This is a genomic window from Gemmatimonadaceae bacterium, from assembly GCA_019637445.1.
Taxonomy (GTDB): Bacteria; Gemmatimonadota; Gemmatimonadetes; order Gemmatimonadales; family Gemmatimonadaceae; genus Pseudogemmatithrix.
In genome coordinates this window covers 1980882-2004939 of sequence record JAHBVS010000001.1, presented here as the reverse complement: position 1 = coordinate 2004939, position 24058 = coordinate 1980882, and the positions used below count along the sequence as shown (strand labels likewise).

The following is a 24058-nucleotide window of genomic DNA, read 5'->3' as shown; positions in this document are numbered from 1 at the left end:
CTCAGAAGGCCTGGCCGATGGCGAACGAGGGGGTCCACCGGCCAAAAAGCCCACGCTGGCGACGCGGCGCGTAGCCGCCCGGACAGTTGCCCTGTGCCTGGACCAGCTGCGCACCGACCAACGTCACCGGCAGCGTGTTGCCGGGGCTGACGCAGAAGAGCTGCCCGCCCGCAAGGATTGGCGCGTCGTAGTACGCCGAGCCGCTCGAGGGATCGTAGGGGTTGTAGGCCATGTCCACGCGCAGGAAGCCGATCGGCGTGCGCAGGCGGAATCCGGCGCCGGGCGTGAGCTTGATCGACTTGAACGCCAGCGTGCGGCCCGCGCCGCGGTTCCACAGCTCGCCGATGTCGCCGAAGACGGTCCAGCGCAGGAGGTTCGAGAGGAACGGGCTGGCGAATCGCAGCTCGGCGTTGCCAACCAACAAGGTGTTGCCGCCCGTCGGCACGGCGCGCTGCCCGACCTCATCGGCGTTGGCGCGGAAGTAGTAGGTCTGGCCGGGCACGGGAACGGCCGGCGCCTGCGTGCCATCCACATTCAACGTGTCGAAGGACGTGGGGATGTAGACCGCCGGGCCGAGCTCGTTCTGGCGAAAGCCGCGTACCGAGGTCGGGCCGCCGGCGAAGAGGCGTTCCTGTGGCGGCACGAAGGCGGCCGCGTCGGAGAGCGAGAGCGTGCTGCCGAACACGGCACCCAGACGCACGCGCGTGGCGAGCACGATGTCCGGACCGAGCGGCACATAGGCGGAGGCGTCGAGCGTCGCGCGGCTGAACTCGAGGCCCGGTTCGGCTCCCACGTACTGCGAGGCGTGGCGGATCTCGCCGCGCGTGACGAAGCCCAGGCGCGGCTCCACCGGATCGTCCGTGCGCTCGAAGCTGCCCGAGGCGCTGAGCACGGCGAGCCGGAACAGGCGCTGCAGCGCCGCCCGGTCCGCGCTCTCGCAGGCGTTGAACACCGCGCAGTAGAGCGCGGGCTGCGCCTCCGTCTTTCCGTACTCCACGCTGTAGCCAAGGCCTCGACTGATGTCCGGCAGGCTCTGCGTCAGCGCCACCGAGCCACCGACCGGCGTGGTGCGCAGGAAGGCGCTGTACTCCGAGCGACGCTCCGAGTAGAGCGAGAACGAGGGGACGAGGCTGGCCCGCGTGAGCAACGGACGCGAGAGTGTGGCCCCCGCGTAGTAGTTGAGGTTTCGGCTGTAGATGTCCTTCTGCGCCTGCGGGCAGAGGGATTCCGCCCCGGCCAGGGGATCGCCGATCCCGATCTTCGAGACGCGGCCGCGGAACTCCATGCGCGTCGCGGAGCCGAGGACATTGTAGTTCGTGAGGTCAGCCGTGGTACGGAAGCAGTCCAGCGAGCCCCAACCGCCGCCAAGCCGCGCCGCGCGCAGAAAGCCTTCCTGCAGCGCCACATTGACGGCGATGCTGGAGTCGCTGATGGCCCCCGGCTCCACCAACACCTGTGTGAACGCCTCGCTCTGGTAGAGCACCCGCTTGGCGCGCTCCAGGTCGCGCTCGCGGTACAGGTCACCGGCCTGCAGCCCCATCAGGCGGCGCACGGCCGAGCGGCGCACCTCGGGCGCACCGCCGGCCCGGCCCAGATGCTCCAGCTCGATGGAACCGATGTGCACGCGCGGACCCGGCGACACCGTGAGCAGCACCGTGGCGCGTCGGTCCGCGGTCCGCGTGTCGAAGCCAACGAAGGCCTCGGCGTCCGGATAGCCGTTGTCGCGCAACCGCCGCGTCAGACTATCTCGCGCGGCGGCCGTGGCGTAGCGGTCGAAGAGCCCGCCGACCCGCACGGGCAGATCCGCGATCAGCTCGGGCCGCTCGGGCACGGCATCAAGACCCTCGATGCGCAGCGTGTCCACCAGCATCGGCGGGCCCTCGTCGATGCGGAAGGTCACCGCGATGCGGTTGCGACTCATCTCGCGCCGCGAGGTGTCCACGGACACATCGAGAAAGCCGTGGTTGCGATACCAAAGGCGCAGCCGCTGCACGTCGAGCGGCAACTGGTCCGCGTCGAGGCAATGCTTGGTGCCCACGAAGCGCAGCAGTCGCCGCAGCGTCGTGGACGGCGTGGTCACGATGCCCGCTGCCAACTCGGCGTCGGAGAACTGCGTGTTGCCCTCGAAGACGAGGTCGGCCACCTCCAGGTCGCCGCGGTCGCAACGCGTCTCCTGCGCCGCGACCAGGGCCGGGGTGCCGAGCGTCAGCGACGCGAGAAACAGGTAGAGCGCGCGTCGCCGCCGCACGTCGTCAGTCGTCCTTCTGGCCGAAGACGGCGAGGTTGGAGCTGTGCCCCGGGTTTACCTTCTTCTCGGGATAGACCCAGTGCACCGCCTGGTTCACCGCCGTCGCCGCCTCGGCGAAACCGGTAGCGATGAGCTTCAGTTTGCCCGGATACGTGTTCACGTCGCCCGCTGCCCAGATGCCCGCGCGGCCGGTCTCCATCAGTTGGTTCACCACGATCTCGTCCTTCTCCACCGTCAGCCCCCACGAGGTCAGCGCGCCCATATTGGACACGTACCCCAGCATCGGCAGCACGACGTCGCAGTCGACGCGCTTGGTCGTCTTCGCCTTGATGTCCTTGAGCTCGATGCCCACGAGGCGCCCGTTGTCCTCGTGCACGTCGGCGATCTCGTGGAAGGTGTGGACCGCGGTCTTGCCCAGCGCCGCGGACTGCATCACCGCGTCCACCGTGGCCTGGTGGGCCCGGAACCGGTCGCTGCGGTGTACGAGCGTGATACCGGCCGCCACGCCCTCCAACTGGTGCGCCCAGTCAAAGGCCGAGTCGCCGCCGCCGATAATCACCACGCGCTGGCCGCGGAACTTCTGCGGCTCGAGCACCGTGTCGTAGATGCCGCGCCCGTACCACGGCTCGGCGCAGGCCTGCGGCAGCCGGCGCGGCGAGAAGGCGCCGATGCCGGCGGCGATGATCACCGAGCGCGTCGGGAAGCGATCGGTCTCGGTCTCCAGCACGAAGTGGCCGTCTTGCTCGTGCAGTGCGATCACGTTCTGTCCGCAGTGGATGGGCTGTCCGAACTGCCCTGCCTGCTGCATCAGCTGTGCCACGAGGTCCTTGGCCAGGACCTTGGGGAAGCCGGCCACGTCGAAGATGTATTTTTCGGGATACAGGGCGGCGAGCTGGCCGCCGGGCTGCGGCAGGGCGTCGACGATTTGCGCACTGGCGCCCCGCATACCAGCATAGAAGAGGGCGAACAGGCCCGACGGGCCCCCGCCGATTATGGTGATGTCCCGCATGTCGTGAGATTGCATCCATATAAAATCGCTGGCAGACGCCTTACCGAGCAACGCCCGCCCCCGATCCGACCCCCTGGAATGAACAATCCCAACGACCTGGTCTCCGAAAGCCGATTCCGCCTCCTCCGGGAGCTGGCGCGTGGCGGCATGGCCACCGTTTACGAGGCCGAGCAGCTCGGCGCCGAGGGCTTCTCCAAGCGGATGGCCGTCAAGATCATCCACGAGCGCTTCGCCGAGCACCCGGAGTGGTTCCAGCTGTTCATCGACGAGGCCAAGCTCTCGGCCAACCTCGTGCACGGCAACATCGTGCAGATCTATCAGCTCGGGATGTCGGGCGGCCGGCCCTTCATCGCGATGGAGCTGATCAAGGGCCTGACGCTGCGCACGCTGATCAACACGCATCGCAAGATGCGGGAGCCGCTGCCGCCGGACATCGCGGCGTATTGCGCCAGCCGTATCTGTCGCGCCCTCGACTTCGCCCACCACTTCGTGGACGACGACGGCGAGCGGATGATCATCGTGCACCGCGATGTGTCGCCGGGCAACGTGATGCTCACCTGGGACGGCCACGTGAAGCTGGCCGACTTCGGCATCGCCAAGGCCAAGACGATGATCGACCCCGCAGAGAGCAAGCCGCTGCTGCTCGGCAAGAAGCACTACATGGCGCCGGAGCAGCTGCTCGGCCGCCGCGTCACGCCCAGCGCGGACGTGTTCTCGATGGGCGTCGTGCTGTTCGAGCTCTTCGCGCTGAAGACGCTGTTCCGCGAGGACGAGACGATGGCGGCCATCGAGGAGGTTGTCGTCAGCCCGACGCCCGACCTGATGCCGCTGCTGCCGAACGTCGACGAGCCGATCCGTCGCATCATCAACGACGCCATCGCGAAGGAGCCAAGTGCACGTCCGTCGGCCGCGGCGCTGGGCATTTCGTTGGATCGCTGGAATAGCTCGCAGGGCACACCGGGTTCGCCGGAGCGACTGCAGGCGCACCTCGCCGAACTGTTTCCGCAGACCTACTCGCCGCGGACACGTCGCACACGCGAGATCCGCGCCGGCGATATCCCGGACACAAGACCCCCGCGCGCGTAGATTTCCGCTATGACGCTCAAGATCTACACGAAGACCGGCGACAAGGGCGACACGGGCCTCTTCGGCGGCGGCCGCGTGCCCAAGGACCACCCGCGCGTGAGCGCCTACGGCGAGGTGGACGAGTTGAACGCCGTGATCGGAATGGCGCGCTCGGTCGAGATGATGCCGCGCATCGATGAGGTGCTGGCGCCGATCCAGCGCGACCTCTTTTCCATCGGCGCGTTGCTCGCCACGCCGGACGTGGAGAAGATGCACGAGCAACTCACCAAGGCCCGCATCTCCGACGCGCGAATCACGCAGATGGAGCAGGCGATCGACGACGGCGAGGCTGAGCTCGAGCCGCTGAAGGCGTTCATCCTGCCGGGCGGGACGCCGAAAGCGGCGGCGCTGCACGTGGCCCGCACGGTCTGCCGCCGGGCCGAGCGCGCGGTGATCACGCTGCAGCGCGACACGGAACTGCCGCCGATCGTGTTCGTGTACCTGAACCGTCTCTCCGACCTGCTCTTCGTGCTGGCGCGCGTGGCGAACCGCCGCGCCGGGGCGGGCGAAGTTGCCTGGTAGGCGCGATCCTCCGATGACCACGCGCCTCGAACTGCACGGCGCCAGCATCGAGATCGCTCCGGGTTCGCTGGCCACGCTCGGCCAGCGCATCGCGACGCTGCATCCCGGGCATCGCGTGGCCATCGTCGCGGACCAGACGGTGGCGCACCTGCACGGGGCCAAGGCAATCGCGAGCTTGGTCACGGAAGGTCTCGCGCTCGGAAGCACACAGGGCGGCACCGTGGCGCCGGCGGTGTTCACGTTTCCCGCTGGCGAGCAGCACAAGACCCGCGATACCTGGGCCTCGCTCACCGACAAGCTCATCGCCGCAGGGCTGCGCCGCGACTCGGTGCTCATCGCGCTTGGCGGTGGTGTCACCGGGGACCTCACCGGGTTCATCGCCGCGACCTTCCTGCGCGGCGTGCCCTTCGTGCAGGTCCCGACCTCGCTGCTGGCAATGATCGACGCGGCGATCGGCGGCAAGACGGGCGTGGACACCAGCGCCGGAAAGAACCTCGTCGGCGCATTTCACCAACCGTCGTTGGTGCTTGTCGACCCGACGCTGCTCCGCACGCTACCCACCGTGCACCTGCGCGGTGGCCTGGCCGAGGCGATCAAGCACGGCGTGATTGCCGATGCTTCGTATTTCTCCTGGATCACGGCCTCGCTGCGCGAGATCCTGCACGGAGACCAGACCGACGATGCAACGTTTCAACGGCTCGTGCAGCGCTCGATCGAGATCAAGGTGGAGATCGTCGCGTCCGACGAGCGAGAGGCTGGCCGCCGCAAGCATCTGAACTTCGGCCACACCCTAGGGCACGCGATTGAGCACGTCACGGGCTACGGCGTGCCACACGGCGATGCCGTCGCCATTGGAATGGTGGCGGAGGCGATGCTGGCCGAACGTATAGGCGTTGCGGAGAAGGGCACAGCGGACACCATCGCTACGGTTTGCGATGCAGCAGGCCTTCCGGTGCGGCTCCCGGACGGGCTGGCGGCGGCCGAAGTCGTCACCGCTACGCGCACGGACAAGAAGACGCGCGGTGGCAAGGTTGAGTACGCGCTGCCTGAATCGATCGGCCGTATGTCCGCGTCCGACAAGGGCTTCGCAATTGCCGTCCCTGAACCGGATGTGCTGCGAACGCTCCAACATTTGTGAGCGCCGGCTAAGTCGTTGACAGTTAACGGGATGGCTTGATGCTGGCGCGCCAATGACGACGTGGCATGCTTCTTGGCTGTTGACCGCCGTTCGCCCCCGCTTATAGCGTTCGCGTCCAGTCCGACCGGTACACCCGCAGCACCCGATGCAGCACCCGATGCAGCACCCAAAGCGTTCATTGCAGTGCCCTGGCACTGCGTCCCTTCACACGCTGGTATGGGGTGGGTATGCAGCAAGCGACCGAGACGCGCAGCAGAGGTTATTTCCGTTCTTCCCCGTCGTCCGCGTTCGACCAGTACCTGCAGGACATCCAGAAACTCCCCCTCATCACCGACCCAGCCGAGGAAAAGCGGCTCGCGCGACTCGCGCAGAAGGGTGATGAAGCCGCCGCCGAGCGGCTCGTGACGGCCAACCTCCGGTTCGTCATCTCCTATGTAAAGAAGTACCAGGGACACGGCCTCGACCTGTCCGAACTCGTTGCCATCGGCAACGAAGGCCTGCTCAAGGCGGTCCGCAAGTTCGATCCGGACCAGGGCGTTAAGTTCATCTCCTACGCCGTGTGGTGGGTGCGCCAGGCCGTACTGAAGGCGCTGGCCGAGCAGACGCGTTCGGTGCGCATCCCGCTCAACCAGAACTCGCAGCTCATCCGTCTCTCGCGGGCCGAGACGGTGCTCGCGCAGGTGTTGAAGCGCGATCCAACCGACAGCGAGATCGGCCGCTTGCTTGATGAGTCGCCAGAGCAGGTGCGCAACTCCAAGTCGATGTCCTCCACCGAGGTGTCGCTCGACGCGCCGGTGGACCGCAGCGATCGCGAGGCCTGCACCTTGGGCGAGCGCTTTGCCGGCGGCGATGGCGTGGAAATCGAGGAGCGCACGGACTTCAACCTCATGCGCGAGTGCATCGACAAGGTCTTCCGCCAGTACCTCACGCCACGTGAGCGGAAGATCCTGAACCTCTACTACGGCCTCGATGACGGTGGCGAGGCGATGACGCTGGAGCGCATCGGGGCGCTGATGGGCGTCACGCGGGAGCGGATCCGCCAGATCCGCGAGCGCGCCTTCGACAAGCTGCGCACTTCGCCCGAGGGACGCTCCCTGGCCGGATTCTGGGGCGTGGCCTGATCGGCCGTTGCGATGCAACGCCATCGCGCGCCCGGTGAACGCGCGGTGACGACGATGGGGGTCCGGAGTTTCCGGGCCCCCATCGTGCATCCGGCCACTGCGCCTGTGGCGGGACGCGCGTAGCTTCCCGCTCGTGGCTCACTCCGGACCTGCCGTCGCGCCGACTCCGACGCGGAGCGCGCTCGCCAACGAGGCGTTGATCGCCGACCTGCGCCGCATCGTCGGCGCAGCGCAGGTGATTGAGCGACCGTCAGCGCTCTTGGCCTACGAGTCGGATGCCTTGCCTGGCTACCGGCGTCGGCCCGCGCTGGCGGTGTTCCCCGGTTCGCGCGAGGAGACCGTCGCCGTGCTGCGGCGGCTTGCTGCGGATGGCATACCCTTCGTGGCGCGTGGCGCCGGCACGGGTCTCTCCGGTGGCGCGCTCGCCGACGACTGCGTGTTGCTTGGGCTGCATCGCCTGAAGCGTGTGCTGGAGATCGACCCTGCGGGCCGCACCGCCACCGTGGAGCCTGGCGTGGTCAACGCGACGCTCACGCGCTTGGTCGCACCGCACGGCCTGCATTACGCGCCAGACCCCTCGAGCCAGAGCGCCTGCACCATCGGCGGCAACGTGGCGGAGAACGCCGGTGGCCCGCATTGCCTCAAATACGGCGTGACGATGAACCACGTGCTGCGCGCCACCGTCGCGCTGCCCGATGGCGAAGTTGTCACGCTCGACCGCGGCGACACTGGCGGCTACGACCTGCTCGGCGCCTTCATTGGCAGCGAGGGCTGCTTCGGCGTGGTGCTGGACGTGACGCTGCGCCTGACGCCGAATCCGGCGGCGATCATCACGTTGCTGGCCGACTTCACGCGGTTGGGCGATGCCGCAGCGGCGACGTCGGCGATTGTCGCGGCGGGCGTGCTTCCCGCGGCGCTTGAGCTGATGGACCATGCGACCATCGACGCGGTTGAGCGGAGCATCTATGCAGCCGGATATCCCGCGGATGCTGCAGCGGTGCTTCTCATTGAACTGGATGGCGCCGCCGAGGGATTGGACGGCGAGGCAGATCGCGTGGAGGCGCTGTGCCGTGCGTCGGGCGCGCGCGGCATCCGCCGCGCCACCGACCCCGCCGAGCGCGCGCGCCTTTGGCAGGGCCGCAAGAAGGCCTTCGGCGCGATGGGGCGCGTCTCGCCGCACCTCGTGGTGCAGGACGCGGTAGTACCGCGCACGCAGCTGGCCGCGCTGCTCGAGGAGATCGCCGCCATCGGCGAGCGACAGCGCGTGCGCGTCTGCAACGTCTTCCACGCCGGAGACGGCAACCTGCACCCCAACATCCCGTACGACGCCGACGATCCGGATGAAGTGGCGCGCGTGCACGCCGCGATGCGCGAGATCATGGAGCGCTGCATCGCCGCCGGCGGCACCATCACCGGGGAGCACGGGGTCGGGCTCGACAAGCTTCCGTATATGGAAGCCTTGTTCACGCCACCGACGCTTGAGGCGATGTGCAGCCTGCGCGAGGTGTTTGACCCCGAGCGCCGCGCAAATCCTGGGAAGGTCGTGCCGGTGCACGCCTGCAAGGAGTGGCACGCGGCACCCAGCGCGCGCGCGGCCGGGCGGACTTCGACCTAATGTCAGTCTCTTCAGTGGTGGCTCCCAACGATACTCGCGAGCTCGCCGACTTCCTCAGCGAGACCACCGATGGCCTGCGCATCGTTGGCGCCGGACGCTGGCTCGACGCCGGAAATCCCGTACGCGCGATGCACACGCTTCGGCTCGAACGATTCGCTGGCGTTCGCCAGTACGTCCCCGAGGATCTGACCATCTCAGTTGGCGCGGCAACCACACTCGCCGAGCTCGACAACGTGACGCGGCCGCACGGCCAGTGGTGCCCGCTGCTCAGCTGGGGTGATGACTCGGGTACGGTCGGTGCGACCATCGCGACGGCGACTGCTGGCCCCTTCGCCGCATCTCTCGGGCGGCCGCGCGATCTCGTCCTTGGCCTAGAGTGCGTGGATGGGCTCGGCCGCGTGATCAACGCCGGTGGCCAGGTCGTGAAGAACGTCGCTGGCTTCGACCTTACGCGCCTGATGACTGGCGCGTGGGGCAGCCTCGGGGTCATCACGCGCGTGCACCTACGGCTGCGTGCGCGGCCGGCGGCGGATGAGACCTGGGTATTGCACGGGGACCCCGCGGCGCTTGATGCCTTCTTGCGTGGGCCGCACGCACCGCTGGCCGCGTTGCAGCTCGGCAGTGCGGCGAGCACCGCATCGGTCGCCTCGTTCGGCGCCGTTGCCGTCGCCGCCGGCGCCGACTCAGTTCACCGTCGGCTTGGTCTCGATCCCTCCGCGCGATGGTTGCTCCGACTTGGCGGCAATGCGGCGGATGTGAACGCGGCCGTCAAGCAGCTGCAACAGTTGGGCGACTGCACGCAGCACGATGCAAACATCTGGACACTGGTGCGCGAACACTGCGCGCCGCCTGCATCGGCGACGCAGTGGGACTGGTCGCCTCTCGCCAGGCGCGTGAAGCATCAGTTCGACCCGCGCGGAATCCTCAATCCAGGACTGCTGGGGGAGCGCGCGTGAGCCAGCCTTCATCTGTCTCGGGAGCTCAGCACGGCGCTTCGTCGCCCGGCAACCCTGCGCTCGGCGCTGCGCCACTCGGAAGCTCGCCGCTCGGCAGTTCACCGCTCGCCGCCGAGCGCGAGGGGCTCGACGCCTGCGTCCACTGCGGCTTCTGTCTGCCAGCCTGCCCGACTTACCTCACGCTTGAAGACGAAAACGACTCGCCGCGCGGGCGGCTCGTGCTGATGCGCGCGCTGCTCGAGGGCCGCGTGCAGCCGGACGATGCGGACCTGAACCGACATCTGGATCAGTGCCTCGGCTGCCGTGGCTGCGAGACCGCCTGTCCGAGCGGCGTGCCCTATGGGGCCTTGCTCGAGGCATCGCGTGCGACGCTCGCTGCGCACAAGGCGCTGCCGTGGACCGCGCGCTTGCTGCTCTGGGTGTTTGCGCGCGATTGGGCGCTGCGTCCGATGCTCGCCGCTGCTCGCGTGATGCGCTGGATACGAGTCCCTCAGCTCGCCGCTGCGATGCTCCCGGCGCGTCTCGCTATGCCGGCCGCGATGCTTGCCGCCACGCAGCGCCCATCAGCGACGGCGTGGACACCGCGCGGAGACGGATCCCGCGGCTCGGTCGCGTTGCTCACTGGCTGCGTGATGGAAGGTCTGATGGCGCCGCTCAATCGCGCGACCGAGCGGACCCTGGCGCACAACAATTACGCCCTTCGCAGGGCGGCGAACCAAGTGTGTTGCGGCGCGTTGCACGCACACGCCGGTGATGCCGAGACCGCACGCGGCCTGGCCCGCCGCAACATCGCGGCCTTCGAGGCGAGCGGCGCCGAGGTTGTCGTCACCAACTCAGCCGGCTGCGGCGCGATGTGTCGTAGCTATGCGCACCTCTTGGCCGGGGACCCCGAGTGGTCCGAGCGCGCGGCTGCGTTCAGCGCGAAGGTCCGCGACGTGCACGAGCTGCTCGCCGCGGCGGGGCCGGTGCCGACGGACGGCGACCCGGCCGCAGGCGAGTCGGCTGCGCACGCATTGCGGCCCGCTCCAACCGCCGCATCCGACTTCCCAACCGGTAAGCCAGTCGCCTGGGACGCCCCCTGCCACCTGCAACACGGCCAGCGTGTGGTCGACCCGCCCCTGCAGGTCCTGCGCGCCATCGCAGGCATCCGGGTCGTACCGCTGGAAGGCAGTGACCTCTGCTGTGGCAGCGCCGGCATCTATAATGTCGCGAACCCCGGGCTCTCCGAGCGCGTCCTCGCGCCCAAACTGGACAGCATCCGCCTGTCCGGTGCCAGCATCGTGGCCACGGGCAACCCCGGCTGCCTGATGCAGATCGAGGGCGGGCTCCTTCGGCACGGGCTGCCGGCGGTCGCTCGACACCCTGTGGAGCTACTGGACGCTGCCTACGCGCAGGACGACCGCACCCGTTAGCATTCGAGTATGGAAGTCCCGGTCCTGCTTATCGAGTTCGAGGGCGTGCTCGCCGAGACCTTGCGACTGCGCGCCGATGCCTTGACCGAAGCGCTGGCGGCGGACGAGCTCGAGACGACGACAGCGCTGCTGCACGGCGTCGAGGGCCTCTGCACCGAGGAGGCGATCCGCCTCATCCGCGATCAGTTGGGTGCGCCCGACGATCCCACGGCAGTCGAACTGGCACGCCTTCGCGCCGAGCGTGCCTTTGCGGCGCGGGCGGGCAAGGGGCTGCGCGTTGCGGCAGACGCGCGGCCCACGCTCGAGCGACTCACGGCCGTCGCCCGGCTGTCGCTCGTGACGCGCGCTTCGCGCCGCGAGGTCGAGTTCGTGCTGGACCTGGCCGGGCTCGGCGCACTGTTCCGACCGATCATCGCTTGCGAGGATGCCAAGGCACCCAAGCCCTCACCGGCGCCTTACGCCTTGGCGATGAGTCGCGTCACCGAGCTCTTTCCGGGACAGGCGCTGCGGGGCATTGCCGTTGAGGACAGCGTACGCGGCGTGCGCGCCGCGCGCGCGGCCGGCCTGCTCACCATCATCGTGGGCGACCTCGCGCCCCAGGACGCGATGGAAGCCGACGCCTGGTATCCGACGCTCTCCGACCTGACGCCCGAGCGCCTGCGCTCCCTGCTCGGCTCCTCGCCAAAGGGTGCGCGATGAGCCTGCTCATTACCGATCGCTCGGCACGCCTGCGAATGAGCTTCAGTGGCGAGAAGGCCAAGGAGGCACTGGGCGGCCTCGTGACCAATGACGTCACGGCGCTTACGCGCGGACACGGACAGCGCGCCGCCGCGCTCACTGCCAAGGGACGCATCATCGCGGTGCTGCGTGTGTTCGACCGCGGCGAGGATCTGTTGGTGGACGTCGAGCAGGAATCGGCCGACGCCTTTCAGGCGATGATCCGCAAGTACGTGAATCCGCGATTGGCCAAGTACGCCGATGTCAGCGAGCAGATCGGCTGCCTCGGTGTCTACGGCACGCACGCAGCGCACGCGATTGGCGCGCAGGTCGAGGCGCACCCAGTTGACCTGGAGGGGCTACAGCCTTTCGGACTCTGGCGTTCTCCCGACGGCGCCGTGTCTGTCGTGCGCTCCGCGGACTTCAGCATCGCGGGCTTCGATGTCTTCGCCTCGCCCGAGCGGATTGCGGCGCTCACTGCGGCGCTTGAGGCCGAGGGTGCCACGCACGCTAAGTCCGAGGAGTTGGAGCGCGCTCGCATCGAGGTTGGCCTACCGCGCTTCGGCGTGGAAATGGACGGCGACACGCTGCCGCAGGAAGCGAACCTCGACACGCTCGGCGCTATCTCGTTCACCAAGGGCTGCTATACGGGCCAGGAAGTCGTCGCGCGGATCCATTTTCGCGGCCACGTGAATCGTCATCTGCGTTGGTTGCGCTCGCCGGAGCCGCTGACGCCCGGCGCCGCGTTGCTCGATACCGAGGGCAAGGAAGTCGGCGAGGTCCGTTCTGCAACTGTCTCGCCGGAGCACGGACCATTGGCGATCGGAATGGTTCGGCGCGAGGTCGCACCAGGCAGCGCGGTGCGGGCGCGCGCCGGCGAACGCGAGGTGAGCGCTACTGTTGAGGCAATCGCGTGACCGACGCCGCGACCAGCATCCGCGGGGCCTGTCCGCTCGATTGCCCGGACACCTGCGCAACGGTCGTGACGGTCGAAGGCGGGCGCGCCGTGCGCATCCAGGGCGACAAGGCGCACCCCATCACTCGGGGTGCGCTCTGCACCAAGGTGAATCGCTACGTCGAACGTTCCTACGACTCCGAGCGCGTACTCACGCCGCTTCGGCGCACGGGACCCAAGGGCAGCGGCCAATTTGAGCCCGCGAGTTGGGACGAGGCACTCGACGACATCGCTGCGCGATTGAACGCAATCCGCGAATCGACGCACGGGCCGCAGGCCATCCTGCCCTACTCATACGCCGGCACGATGGGCCTGCTGCAAGGCGAGTCGATGGACCGCCGCTTCTTCCATTTCATCGGCGCGTCCAAGCTCGACCGCACGATCTGCGCGACTGCGGGAATGATGGGAATGCGGATGACCGTTGGCGGGAGCTTCGGCGCCGACATGGAGGAGGTGCCCAACGCCGACCTCATCATCCTGTGGGGCACGAACACGCTTACGAGCAACCCGCACCTCTGGCCGCAGGTGCTTGAGGCGCGGGCCAAGGGCGTGCAGGTGCTGTGCATCGACCCTATCCGTACGCGCACGGCCGAGCAGTGCGATGAGTGGATCGGCATCCGGCCCGGCACCGACGCGGCACTCGCGCTCGGGATGATGCACGTCCTCTTCGCCGAGGGCCTGCAGGACGATGACTACATCGCGAAGCACACGCTCGGCGCGGAGCAGCTGCGCGAGCGCGTACGCGAGTACCCGCCCGATCGCGTGGCTGGCATCACTGGTGTCCCTGCGGAGCGAATCACGGAACTCGCCCGACAGTACGGCCGCGCAAAGGCCGCGTTCGTGCGCATCAACTACGGGTTGCAGCGCCACGCGGGCGGCGGCATGGCGGTGCGGACCATCGCCTGCCTACCAGCGGTCACCGGCCATTGGCGCCGACCCGGCGGCGGCGTGCAGCTCTCGGCCAGCGGCAACTTCGCCTTCAACAAGGCGGCGCTGCAGCGCGAGGATCTTTCTCCCGCTGGCACGCGCACCATCAACATGTCGCTGCTCGGCCAAGCGCTGACGATGCCTGACGCCGGTGTCGGTGGTCCGCCGGTGATGGCGATGGTCGTGTACAACTCGAATCCGGCGGCGATCGCACCCGACCATCTCAAGGTCACGCAGGGGATGCGACGCGAGGACCTGTTCCTTGTGGTGCTCGAGCACTTCCGCACCGACACCGCCGACCACGCTGACTGGGTGCTGCCTGCCACGACGCAGCTGGAACACTGGGACATCCATCAGTCCTATGGCCACTTGTACGCAACACTCAACAGGCCCGCGATCGAGCCGTTGGGCGAGGCACTGCCCAACACAGAGATCTTCCGCCGCCTCGCACAGCGAATGGGACTCGCACACGACTGTTTCAAGGACGACGACCAGACCTTGATCCAGCAGGCGCTGAGTTCGTCCGACCCGCGGATGGCGAGCGTGACCTGGGACGCGCTGCAGAAGCACGGCTGGGCGCGCCTGCAGTTGCCGAAGCCCTACGCCCCGTTTGCAAACGGCGGCTTCCACACGCCGAGCGGCAAATGCGAGTTCTATTCGGAGCGCATGAAGGCGATGGGCCTCGACCCGCTGCCGACCTTCACGCCGCCCGCTGAGTTCCCGGAGCTCGTGCCGGAGCTTGCCGCCAAGTATCCCTTGGCGCTGATCTCCTCGCCAGCGCACCAGTTCATGAACTCCTCGTTCGTGAACGTCGGACCGTTGCAGCGCGCGGCGCGCGAGCCAGAGGTGGCGCTGCACCCGAACGACGCGGCACGCCGCGGCATCGCCGACGGCAACAAGGTGCTGGTGGAGAACGACCGCGGGCACTTCGAGGCCACGGCGCGTATCCGCGAGGGCATCCGAGAGGGCGTCGCCTGGGCCCCGGGCATCTGGTGGGCCAAGCTCTCGCCGGACAAGCGCAACGTGAATGCCACCACGTCGCAACGGCTCACCGATATGGGCGCGGGCCCGACCTTCTACGACAACCTGGTCGAAGTCCGAGCGCTGTAGCGGAAATCGGCGTTCAGAACGGGAAGCCAACGGCGACCAGTTGTGACACCCGGCCGCCGGGGCGCGCCGAACCCGTCGCCGCGTCCACGCGTTAGTATCGATATATGACTTCGCTCCCGACCACGCTCGGCGCGCTCAAGGCGTCGCCCTTCGGCGAGGCGCCGCGCCGCTCACGCTCTGTCCGCGACGAACTGCGCGCGAACCTGCTGGCGCGCCTCAAGGACAACAAGCCGCTCTTTCAAGGTGTCATCGGCTACGAAGACACCGTGATGCCGCAGATCATCAATGCCCTGCTCTCGCGGCATCACTTCATCCTGCTCGGCACACGCGGCCAGGCGAAGTCGCGCATCCTCCGCGCGCTGACCACGCTGTTGGACCCCGAGGTCCCAGTGATTGCCGGCAGCGAGGTGAACGACGATCCCTTCGCGCCGATCTCCAAGTTTGGCCGCGACCGCATTCGAGAGGCCGGCGACGACACCGAGATTGCCTGGCTGCATCCGGACCAGCGCTACGTGGAAAAACTCGCGACGCCGGACGTGACCGTCGCCGATCTCATCGGTGACCTTGATCCCATCAAGGCCGCGCGCGGTGGGCACCTGCTCTCTGACGAACTCAGCATCCACTACGGGATGTTGCCGCGCGCGCACCGCGGCATCTTCGCGCTGAACGAGCTGCCCGACCTCGCCGGCAAGGTGCAGGTGGGCCTGTTCAACGTGATGCAGGAAGGCGACGTGCAGATCAAGGGCTACCCTGTGCGCCTGCCGCTCGACGTGGTGCTCGCCTTCACCGCAAACCCTGAGGACTACACCGCGCGCGGCAAGATCATCACGCCACTGAAGGACCGCATCGGCTCGGAGATCCAGACGCACTATCCCTCCACCGTGGACCTCGCGCAGTCCATCACACAGCAGGAGGCCTGGGTCGAACGCGATGGGCTGCCGGTGCACGTGCCCGAAGTCGTGGCCGAGGTCGCAGAGCGTGTGGCCTTCGAGGCGCGCAAGGAGAAGCGCATCGACCAGCGCTCCGGCGTTTCTCAGCGGCTGAGCATCACGCTGCTCGAGAACATCGTGTCCAACGCCGAGCGGCGGGCAGTGCGCCTGGGAGAGAAGGCCGTGGTGCCGCGGCTGGCCGATCTCTACGCAGCGCTGCCGGCGATCACCGGCAAGATCGAGCTCGAGTACGAGGGCGAGTTGATTGGTGGCGCGGTGATCGCCCGCGAGCTGATTCGGCGCGCCGCCGACGCGACGCTCGCCGAGCGCGAGCCGCGCTTGGACGTCGACGAGATCGTGATGTACTTCGACACCGGCTCGGCCCTCCAAGTCAGTGACGACTCCAGCGCCAAAGCAACCCACGAGGGATTCGCCACGGTGCCGGGGCTCATCGACCTCGTGAAGGCGTCGGAGCTGCCGACCGGGAAGGATTCCGAGCTGGTGGCCAGCTGCGAGCTGGTGCTTGAGGCCTTGGTGGCGCGACGTAAGATCTCGCGCTCCGAGGGCGGCTCCTACGGTCGCTCAGTGCGCCGTCAGGGCGGGCTCCCGCCGGAATATCCAGACCGCGAAGAGTAGCATCGCGGTCGCGCAGGCCCCGATGGCCCAGGCGGCGCCGAACCACTTGGCCAGCGCGCCGCCGAGGAAGCTTCCCAGCGGCGAGCCGCCGATGTACACCATCACATAGAGCGAGATCACGCGACCGCGCAGGGCGTCGGGGACGACCTCCTGCAGCCGCGCGTTCACCAGCGCGTTGTTCAGGATCATCGTGATGCCGACAAAGAAGAGCAGCAGACCGTTCACGACAGGGAATCGCACGAAGGCGAACACCACCAGCAACAAGGGAAAGAGGTGCGAGGCCCAGAACATCGTGCGGCCTTTCTGCGCTCCGCCGCCCGTGGCCGCGATGCCGAGCGCACCACTGATGGCGCCCAGCCCCAGCGTGGCCATCAGCGCCCCGTAGCCCTCGGCGCCGAGCCCGAGCAGGTCGCGCGCGACCACGGGCAACAGCGTGATCACTGGAATGCCGAGCACCGAGAAGGTCGATGCGACGAGCATTAGTTGTGGTAGCGGTCGTGTGGCGCGCACAAAGCGCACGGCCTCCAGCATTCCGTCGAAGGCGCTCTGGCGCGGGCCCGGCGCGACGGCGCGCGGCGGGAGTTGGATCATCGCGAGCCCGACCAGCACCGAGAGGAAGCTCAGCGCGTTGAGGCCGAAGGTCCACGCGATGCCCAGCTTGGCGATCACCACGGCGGCGACCGTCGGACCGAGCACGCGCGCCAGGTTGAAGCCCGTGGAGTTGAGACCGATGGCCTGCGGCAGGTCGGCGTGGCCCACCAACTCGACAAACATCGCCTGCCGTGCCGGGATCTCGAAGGCCGCGAGCAGTCCGCCGATGCTGGTGAGCAGGATCAGCGAGCCGATTGTCAGGTGCTCGGTCATCGCGAGGTAGAACAGCGCTGTGGCTTCGAGCAGCATCAGCGTCTGCGCGGTACGGATGACGCGCAGCTTGTCGCTGCGGTCGGCGAGTGCGCCACCGGGTAGCGAGAAGAGCAGGATGGGCAGCGTGCCGGCCGCGGCGACCAAGCCCACGAGGAAGGGATCGTTCGACAACTCAAGCGCCAGCCAACCAATCGCCACCTGCTGCATCCAGGAGCCGATCAGCGAGATCGTCTGCCCCGTCCAGAACAGCCTGAAGTTCCGGTACTTGAGCAGTACGCGGAACGGATTCAGGGAGCGGACAGGCACCGTCACAGTCGTAATCTCGCTGGAGGGGTGGCCCCCGTGACAGTCCGCGTCCCCGGCTGCAGCTTTGAGGCGGATGTCCTCCCCCGTCGCCACCCTCGTCTTGATCGCCGGCATCGCTCTCTTGGGGCTCGGCGCCGACGTCCTCATCCGTGGCGCGGTGACCATCGCCAAGTCGCTGCGCATCTCGGCGGCCGTCATCGGGTTGACCATCGTGTCGATGGGCACTTCCCTGCCCGAACTGACCGTCAGCATCGCGGCCGCCCTTCGCGGCAGTTCGGATCTCGCGCTGGGCAACGCGATCGGCTCCAATCTCTTCAACATCGGCGTGGTACTGGGCATCTCGGCCGTCATCCTGCCGATGCGCGTCCACGGCAGCGCGGTGCGGCTGGAGTGGCCGTTCATGTTCCTCGCCTCGTTCCAGCTGCTGATGCTGGCCCGCGACGGACAGCTCGACCGGCTGGAAGGCGGATTCTTCGTCACCGGCCTCGCGTTGTTCACCTGGTACGCCGTGTTGATCGGCCGGAAGGCAGTCTCGGGCGAGGAGGCCTCGGACTTGGAGTACGAGGTGACGCGGCGCGCGCCGCTGGCGCATCTCCGTTCGCTCGGCGGTGCCCTTGGGCTTATTGCGGCCGGCGTGGCGCTCTTGGTCGTGGGCGGCGACCTCCTTGTGCGTGGCGCCACCGTGTTGGCACGCGCGTTCGGGATGACCGAGCGCATGATCGCACTCACCGTAGTGGCGATGGGCACCGGCGCTCCGGAAGCCTTCACCAGCATCGTCGCGGCGCGCCGTGGCCAGAGCGAGATCGCACTGGGCAACGTCATCGGCTCGAACATCTTCAACATCCTCGGCATTCTCGGCGTGACCGCCATGGTGCGGCCGCTGACCGTCTCCGCGCCGATTCTGCACGGCGACCTCTGGTGGATGCTGGGCCTCTCGCTGCTGCTCTTCCCCATCATGCGCAGCAAGGGAGAGATCACGCGCTTCGAGGGCGCGGTGTTGCTGGTCGCCTACGGCACTTATCTGGGCCTGACCGCGTTCATTCACTAGCTTGCGAGTGACGCTGGGAGGCCAGGGATGCGGTTCCACACCTACAAGAAGTTCAGCCCCGAGTCCGCGGATGCCGTGGACCTGCAGTCCCTGCTCGACAACCTGGCCGACTTTCTCCTGCAGAGCGGATTCGCCGGCGGCGGCCCCGCGAATCCCTGGGGCTACGAAGACGACGACCAGGGCGGCGACCGCTCCCTCGACGCCCTCAAGCAGGCCATCCTCGACGCGCTGATCCAGAGCGGGCAGTTCACGCCCGAGATGCTCGACGCCCTGCGCGGCGACGGCGACGACATCTCCGAGGAGAAGCTCGCCAAGCTGCTTGATGACATCGTGCAGCGCTTGATGGCCGAGGGCTATCTCAAGGCCAGCGAGCCACCGAAGGCGCCCGCCGGACACGAGAGCGTGTTCGGGCCTGGCGGCTTGGCCAAGGCCGCGGCGCAGGACGTGCAGTTCGACCTCACGTCCAAGGGCATCGACTTCCTCGGCTACAAGTCCCTGCGCGGGATTCTCGGCGGCTTCGGCAAGAGCAACTTCGGTTCGCACGACACGCCCTACCTTGCCACCGGCATCGAGGCCGACGCGGGCAGCAAGCCCTACGAGTTCGGCGACACGCTCAACCTTGACGTCAACGAGACGCTCAAGAACGCGATGCTGCGCACGGGCAGCCTCGACATCCCGATGGACCTCGAGTACGGCGACCTGATGGTGCGGCAGAGCGAGTACCGATCCAGCTGCGCGACCGTGCTGATGCTCGACTGCTCACACTCGATGATCCTCTATGGCGAGGACCGCTTCACGCCGGCCAAGAAGGTCGCGCTGGCGCTGACGCACTTGATCAACACGCAGTTCCCCGGCGACAGCATCAAGGTCATCCTCTTCCACGACTCGGCGGAGGAGATCCCCATCGGCGCGCTGGCCAAGGCACAGGTCGGCCCGTATCACACGAACACGGCCGAGGGGCTGAAGATGGCGCGGCGGCTGTTGATGGCGCAGAAGAAGGACATGCGCCAGATCGTGATGATCACCGACGGCAAGCCGTCGGCGCTCACGATGCCGGACGGGCGCATCTACAAGAACTCGATGGGCCTCGATGCCTTCGTGCTGCAGGAGACGCTGCAGGAGGTTGCGGCCTGCCGGAGGAGTGGGATTCCGGTGAATACGTTCATGCTGGCGCGGGACCGCGCGCTGGTGGAGTTCGTGAAGATGGTCAGTGCCATTACTCGCGGGCGGGCGTACTTCACGAACACGATGACGCTGGGGCAGTTCATCCTGATGGACTTTCTCAAGCGGAAGACGCAGACGGTGCGATAGCGGGCCGCGGGTCAGCGCGTCCAGATCAGGATCACGCCGCAGCCATCGAAGTCGTTGTATTGCGCAGGAGCGAGGGAGGCCTTGTACACCTCGATGCGCTTTGCCTGGCGAAGCCAGACTTCCTCTTCCGCGGCGGATGGAATGCCGAAATCCACGCCATCGATGAACCAGCGTGGATTGCAGAGCGACATCGCGCCGAAGCCAGCGTCAACTTCGAAGGCGATCTTTTTCTGGCCGGGAGGGATAAGGCGTGCCTTCGGGTCATTTCGGGAGTTCTCGCGGGCGCCCGCTGTCGCTGCGCGCGCCTTTGAAACCCGTGAGATGATGAAATCGGAAGTCACGTACGATTGTCGCGCCAAGAGCGAGTCGTCGAAGAAAGTCCCGAAGGAGTAGGACTTGCGGCGGTCCTCGAACGCTTCGCGATACCCGAGCGCGCTCGCCCTCGCGGTCACCGTGACAGCTGCAAGCGACTGAACAGCGGGCACAAGGCGTACCGCCGCCTCCGGGAAGCTCGATCCTACCGGCTCGACATCGAACTCAACGGGAGCGTAACCGACCGCCCGAACTTCGAGCCGAGCACTGCGCAGTGGCACCCGCGGGATCTGCCACATGCCGTCAGGTCCGCTGCGCGCCCACAGAGAATCGACCCCCACCACGCTCACGAGTGCGTCGGCGAGCGGCGCGCCAACGCCCGACTCGACACGTCCGGCAATCGCACGGACATCGTCGGGTCCTCCAAGCGTGATGTTCCGCGCGGACACGCGAGATTCGGTCAAGTCCAGGCCCACCACTATGCCATCGCGTCCGCCCACCGTGACGTTGATGGCAAAGGCTCCGTCGATTACTCCTTCCGCAGCGTCTGAGAGCGGGAGTCCACAGACGACGTATCGGCCGTCAGCGCCCGTGAGAGTCTCGAGTTCTGGAGAACTGGCCGACCACGTCTCCCCCGTTCGCGTCAGACGGCGCCACCTGACGCGGACTGTCGCATCTCGCAGCGCGGTGCCTTGAGGGTCGACCACGCGCCCGAGCACGCAACGCGCACCTTCTGTTGATGCGACTGCCTCACCTGCGACAGTCTTGGGTAGGACCACGACGACTCGAGGCAACTCCGTCGACGCTGGATCAACCGTTAGTTCAACTGGCGGTAATCCGAGATCGCGAATGAGATCGTCCCATATCGCGAGACGCAGCGGACCCTCAGGCACTCCCGCTAACGTGAACTCTCCGGAGTCGCTCGTCTGGCCTGCGATGCCGGTGCCCAGGGCGGCGACACGCGCCCCTGCCCACGGCGAGTCGTTGCGGAGGGAGTCATAGGCAACCCCCGACAGAGCCCGCGAGTCGCCTTCGAGCTCGGCCGTCGCCTCCAAGCCGATCTCCGCCCCTCCGTCCCAAGCCGGGACGAGCTCGTAGCTCGACACAACGCGCCGACCTGACAGGGCGGCGTCAGCGCGCAAGACAACACCGCGCGGCACTCCACAGACGTACCAGAATCCGTCACGCTCCGTGACCGCCTCCCACTCCCGCGTAGGGGCAACGCCCTGAACGGCGGTCAAGCTTCGGACCCTCACGGTGACACCTTCCGTGGACGATGAGCTCGCATCTCGCAGCGTGCCTCAGACCACCGCGTCTCGCGCCCCTAGCGGCGAGTGGCAAAGCAGCGCGACCGTCTCAGCGTCGAGCGCAGGTGCATCGAAGTCTCCCGTCTCCCGACGTTCGAGCACGACGCGGCCGCCGAGCCGGACGGCCTGCACGATGCCGCCCGTTTCCTCGAGCGAACGGACTCGCGTAATCGGGCGGCTCGTTCTGCCCACGACGCGCTCCATCCCGACGCTGACGCGCGGCATTCGGATGCTCCATTCACCGACGAGCCAGCTACCGGTGCTCAGCTTCGCGAATCCGACGTCGCCTCCAGCCGTCCGACCTGAGAACACAGGCGGCAGTCCGACATACTCGAACTCAAGCCGATTGAGCTCCAGTGTCTTGGCATTCAGCCAGAACGTGCCTGCGATCTCCGGCAGGTTGCGGCGCTCAGGGGCCGGCCGAAACGCCACACCAACCTGGCCGGCGCGCGGGCCCTCGCCGTCGACGGCTTGGAAGCAGTGCGTGCGAGCAAAGGAGTCCGAGAGCAAGACATCGGCATCAGGCGCAAAGAACTGCATCTCGCCGTCGATCTCACGAACGTACCCATGCGCCTCGAGCGAGTCGGCGGGCGCGCTGGCGAACGGTCGAGCGGTCGAGCCTTCATACTGGCGCTGTTGCGCCTCTCCCAGCGGCCGACCGTTCAAGGCCCGCCGTCGGCTGTAGAGGCTCCATACTGCGCTCAGTTCTGCGCCTCCAGCTTCGAGCCGCGACGCCTCGATCGCCTTGCGAGCTTCGCCGAACAGCGTCGCCGCACGACGGCCGCTCTCGCCGAGTCTGCCGCAGCGTTGGGACTCGGCGACCATGACTTCATCGAGTACGATAGCGGCCGCTGACGCGTAGAACGCGCGCTCCACAGTGTCGCCAGGTGCGAGCTCGATCTCTCCAAGAGCCGCAGGGCGATACCCGATGCGCAATGCCCGGAGAGACAGCGTCCGGCCCGCGGGCAGAGAAAGCACGAACTTCCCGCGCGAGTCCGAGAGAGATACGGCCGCTCGCGCCCCCGACCTGTCAGTGGCTTCAACCAGCACTCCACTGAGAGTGTGGAGCGAGTCGTTGGTGAACAGCGTGCCGCGCAGCTCCTGACCGGCCGCGGCCACGGCGGTCGATAGGAGTGCTAGTACGGCCGCAGCCCAAACGCGCATCCCTCTCCTCGCGCTGACGTTGTTGTCTCTACACTGGAGTGTGGACGATTGCTGTCAAGAGAGCACACCATAGGGCCTAGGCCTCCACGACTTGAAGAGTGGCGCCCTAGGCCGCACATTCGCCCGATGCAACGCCGAACCCTTCTTCGTCTCCTCGCCGGCGCCTCTGCCGCGAGCCTCCTGCCGCGCCCGGCCTTCGCCGCCCCGGCCATCCTCAAGGGTCGCTACCAACTCGGCCCCTTCACCGACGACTACTCGGCGCGCACCATCCGGCTCATGACAGAATCGCCGGTGGTGGACATGCTCTGCCAGTTCGCCTTCCCCGACAATCGCGAGGAAGGCACGCCGCGCGCCATCCGCTGGCTGCAGGACCCCACGAGCTTCACCGCCGAGGACTTCGCGGCGTTCAAGGGATCCGGCGTGAAGACGCTGGCCTTGGGCCGTGGCGCGAACAGTTATGAGGCGATGCTGCAGTTCATGGCTGAGTGGAACGGCTTCATTGCCTCGCGCAACGAGTTCTTCACGCGCGTGGATGACGTGGAGGACCTGCGCAGCAACCGCCCTGACGGGCGCGTGGGCATCATGATCACGACGCAGAACGCGCTGCACTTCCGGCGCGCGGCGGACGTGGACCTGTTCCACCGACTCGGGCAGCGCGTGGCGCAGCTCACCTACAACACTCAGAACACCATCGGCGCGGGCTTCCTCGAGCACAACGACGGCGGCCTCACGATCTTTGGCCACGAGATCGTCGAGCGCATGCAGAAGGTCGGGATGACCGTGGATCTCTCGCACTGCGCCGACCGTACGACGATGGACGGCCTGGCCGCCTGCAGCAAGCCGCCGATCTACACGCACGCCGCGGCCCGTGGGTTGATGCCCGGCTACACGCGCTGCAAGACCGACGAGGCCATCAAGGGGCTCGCGGCCAAGGGTGGCGTGATGGGCATCGGCTTCATCCGCTTCATGATCCGTCAGCAGGCGCCGGTCACGGTCGAGCACGTGGCAGACCACGTGGACTACGTGATCAAGCTCGTCGGCGAGGACCACGTGGGCATTGGTTCGGATCTCGACATGGCCGGTATCGGTGCGCCGATCCCCAAGGACAACCAACCGCTGGCGATTGCCGACCAGGTCAACTTCGACCGTTACCACCCGTACTACGCGGAGGACGGTGGCGTGCACGTGGATGGGATGAACCATCCGAAGCGGTTGTTCGATCTCACCGAGGCGATGGTGAAGCGCCGGCACTCGGATGCGACGATCAAGAAGGTGCTGGGCGGGAACTTCATCCGGGCGGTGGGGGCGAGCTGGGCGGCGGGCTGA

General features: G+C 67.4%; 19 protein-coding genes. 14 read left to right on the top strand and 5 right to left on the bottom strand.

Annotated features, from left to right (window positions below; all coding sequences use genetic code 11):
- Position 1 precedes the first annotated feature (1 nt).
- Positions 2–2248, bottom strand: coding sequence for a BamA/TamA family outer membrane protein (locus KF709_08920; protein MBX3174525.1), 2247 nt, complete (start codon positions 2246–2248; stop codon positions 2–4).
- A 4-nt stretch (positions 2249–2252) separates the two neighbouring features.
- Positions 2253–3272 carry an NAD(P)/FAD-dependent oxidoreductase gene (locus KF709_08915; protein MBX3174524.1) on the bottom strand — a complete coding sequence of 340 codons (1020 nt, stop codon included), beginning with the start codon at positions 3270–3272 and terminating at the stop codon, positions 2253–2255.
- A 63-nt stretch (positions 3273–3335) separates the two neighbouring features.
- Here KF709_08915 and KF709_08910 point away from each other — a divergent pair, with 63 nt between their 5' ends.
- The 11 genes from KF709_08910 (at position 3336) to KF709_08860 (ending at position 16420) form a co-directional block, all read left to right on the top strand.
- Entirely contained in the window at positions 3336–4343 is a 1008-nt protein-coding gene (locus tag KF709_08910) for a serine/threonine protein kinase (GenBank protein MBX3174523.1), read from the top strand.
- Positions 4344–4352: 9 nt separating this feature from the next.
- On the top strand, positions 4353–4904 hold the full coding sequence (locus tag KF709_08905) for a cob(I)yrinic acid a,c-diamide adenosyltransferase (GenBank protein MBX3174522.1): 552 nt from the start codon (positions 4353–4355) through the stop codon (positions 4902–4904).
- A gap of 13 nt (positions 4905–4917) precedes the next feature.
- Positions 4918–6042 carry a 3-dehydroquinate synthase gene (aroB, locus tag KF709_08900; protein ID MBX3174521.1) on the top strand — a complete coding sequence of 375 codons (1125 nt, stop codon included), beginning with the start codon at positions 4918–4920 and terminating at the stop codon, positions 6040–6042.
- A 227-nt stretch (positions 6043–6269) separates the two neighbouring features.
- Positions 6270–7163, top strand: coding sequence for an RNA polymerase sigma factor RpoD/SigA (locus KF709_08895; GenBank protein MBX3174520.1), 894 nt, complete (start codon positions 6270–6272; stop codon positions 7161–7163).
- Between the two features lie 196 nt (positions 7164–7359).
- Complete coding sequence (locus tag KF709_08890) at positions 7360–8778, top strand: FAD-binding protein (protein ID MBX3174519.1); 1419 nt, start codon at positions 7360–7362, stop codon at positions 8776–8778.
- A gap of 17 nt (positions 8779–8795) precedes the next feature.
- The gene (locus KF709_08885; GenBank protein ID MBX3174518.1) at positions 8796–9734 is read left to right on the top strand and encodes an FAD-binding protein; all 939 of its coding nucleotides are present in this window, start codon (positions 8796–8798) and stop codon (positions 9732–9734) included.
- A complete protein-coding gene (locus KF709_08880; GenBank protein ID MBX3174517.1) occupies positions 9731–11146 on the top strand; it encodes a 4Fe-4S dicluster domain-containing protein in 1416 nt (471 codons plus the stop codon). The genes KF709_08885 and KF709_08880 overlap by 4 nt, the downstream gene beginning before the upstream one ends.
- 9 nt (positions 11147–11155) lie before the next feature.
- Positions 11156–11845 (top strand): HAD family phosphatase, encoded by a 690-nt coding sequence (locus KF709_08875; protein MBX3174516.1) that lies wholly within the window; start codon positions 11156–11158, stop codon positions 11843–11845.
- Entirely contained in the window at positions 11842–12780 is a 939-nt protein-coding gene (locus KF709_08870) for a folate-binding protein YgfZ (protein MBX3174515.1), read from the top strand. Before KF709_08875 ends, KF709_08870 begins: the two co-directional genes overlap by 4 nt.
- The gene (locus KF709_08865) at positions 12777–14855 is read left to right on the top strand and encodes a molybdopterin oxidoreductase family protein (GenBank protein MBX3174514.1); all 2079 of its coding nucleotides are present in this window, start codon (positions 12777–12779) and stop codon (positions 14853–14855) included. The genes KF709_08870 and KF709_08865 overlap by 4 nt, the downstream gene beginning before the upstream one ends.
- A 104-nt stretch (positions 14856–14959) precedes the next feature.
- A complete protein-coding gene (locus KF709_08860) occupies positions 14960–16420 on the top strand; it encodes a sigma 54-interacting transcriptional regulator (protein MBX3174513.1) in 1461 nt (486 codons plus the stop codon).
- On the opposite strand, the gene KF709_08855 is transcribed toward KF709_08860, so the two are convergent.
- Complete coding sequence (locus KF709_08855) at positions 16367–17596, bottom strand: MFS transporter (protein ID MBX3174512.1); 1230 nt, start codon at positions 17594–17596, stop codon at positions 16367–16369. The two genes, KF709_08860 and KF709_08855, sit on opposite strands and share 54 nt — an antisense overlap.
- A gap of 67 nt (positions 17597–17663) precedes the next feature.
- Here KF709_08855 and KF709_08850 point away from each other — a divergent pair, with 67 nt between their 5' ends.
- Both KF709_08850 and KF709_08845 read left to right on the top strand, forming a co-directional pair.
- On the top strand, positions 17664–18638 hold the full coding sequence (locus tag KF709_08850; protein ID MBX3174511.1) for a calcium/sodium antiporter: 975 nt from the start codon (positions 17664–17666) through the stop codon (positions 18636–18638).
- Between the two features lie 27 nt (positions 18639–18665).
- Entirely contained in the window at positions 18666–19949 is a 1284-nt protein-coding gene (locus tag KF709_08845; GenBank protein MBX3174510.1) for a VWA domain-containing protein, read from the top strand.
- Positions 19950–19960: 11 nt separating this feature from the next.
- Here the strand turns inward: KF709_08845 and KF709_08840 are convergent, their stop codons facing one another.
- On the bottom strand, positions 19961–20761 hold the full coding sequence (locus KF709_08840; protein ID MBX3174509.1) for a hypothetical protein: 801 nt from the start codon (positions 20759–20761) through the stop codon (positions 19961–19963).
- A gap of 801 nt (positions 20762–21562) precedes the next feature.
- On the bottom strand, positions 21563–22732 hold the full coding sequence (locus tag KF709_08835; protein ID MBX3174508.1) for a carboxypeptidase regulatory-like domain-containing protein: 1170 nt from the start codon (positions 22730–22732) through the stop codon (positions 21563–21565).
- A 126-nt stretch (positions 22733–22858) separates the two neighbouring features.
- On the opposite strand from KF709_08835, the gene KF709_08830 reads away from it, so the two are divergent.
- Positions 22859–24058 (top strand): membrane dipeptidase, encoded by a 1200-nt coding sequence (locus KF709_08830; protein ID MBX3174507.1) that lies wholly within the window; start codon positions 22859–22861, stop codon positions 24056–24058.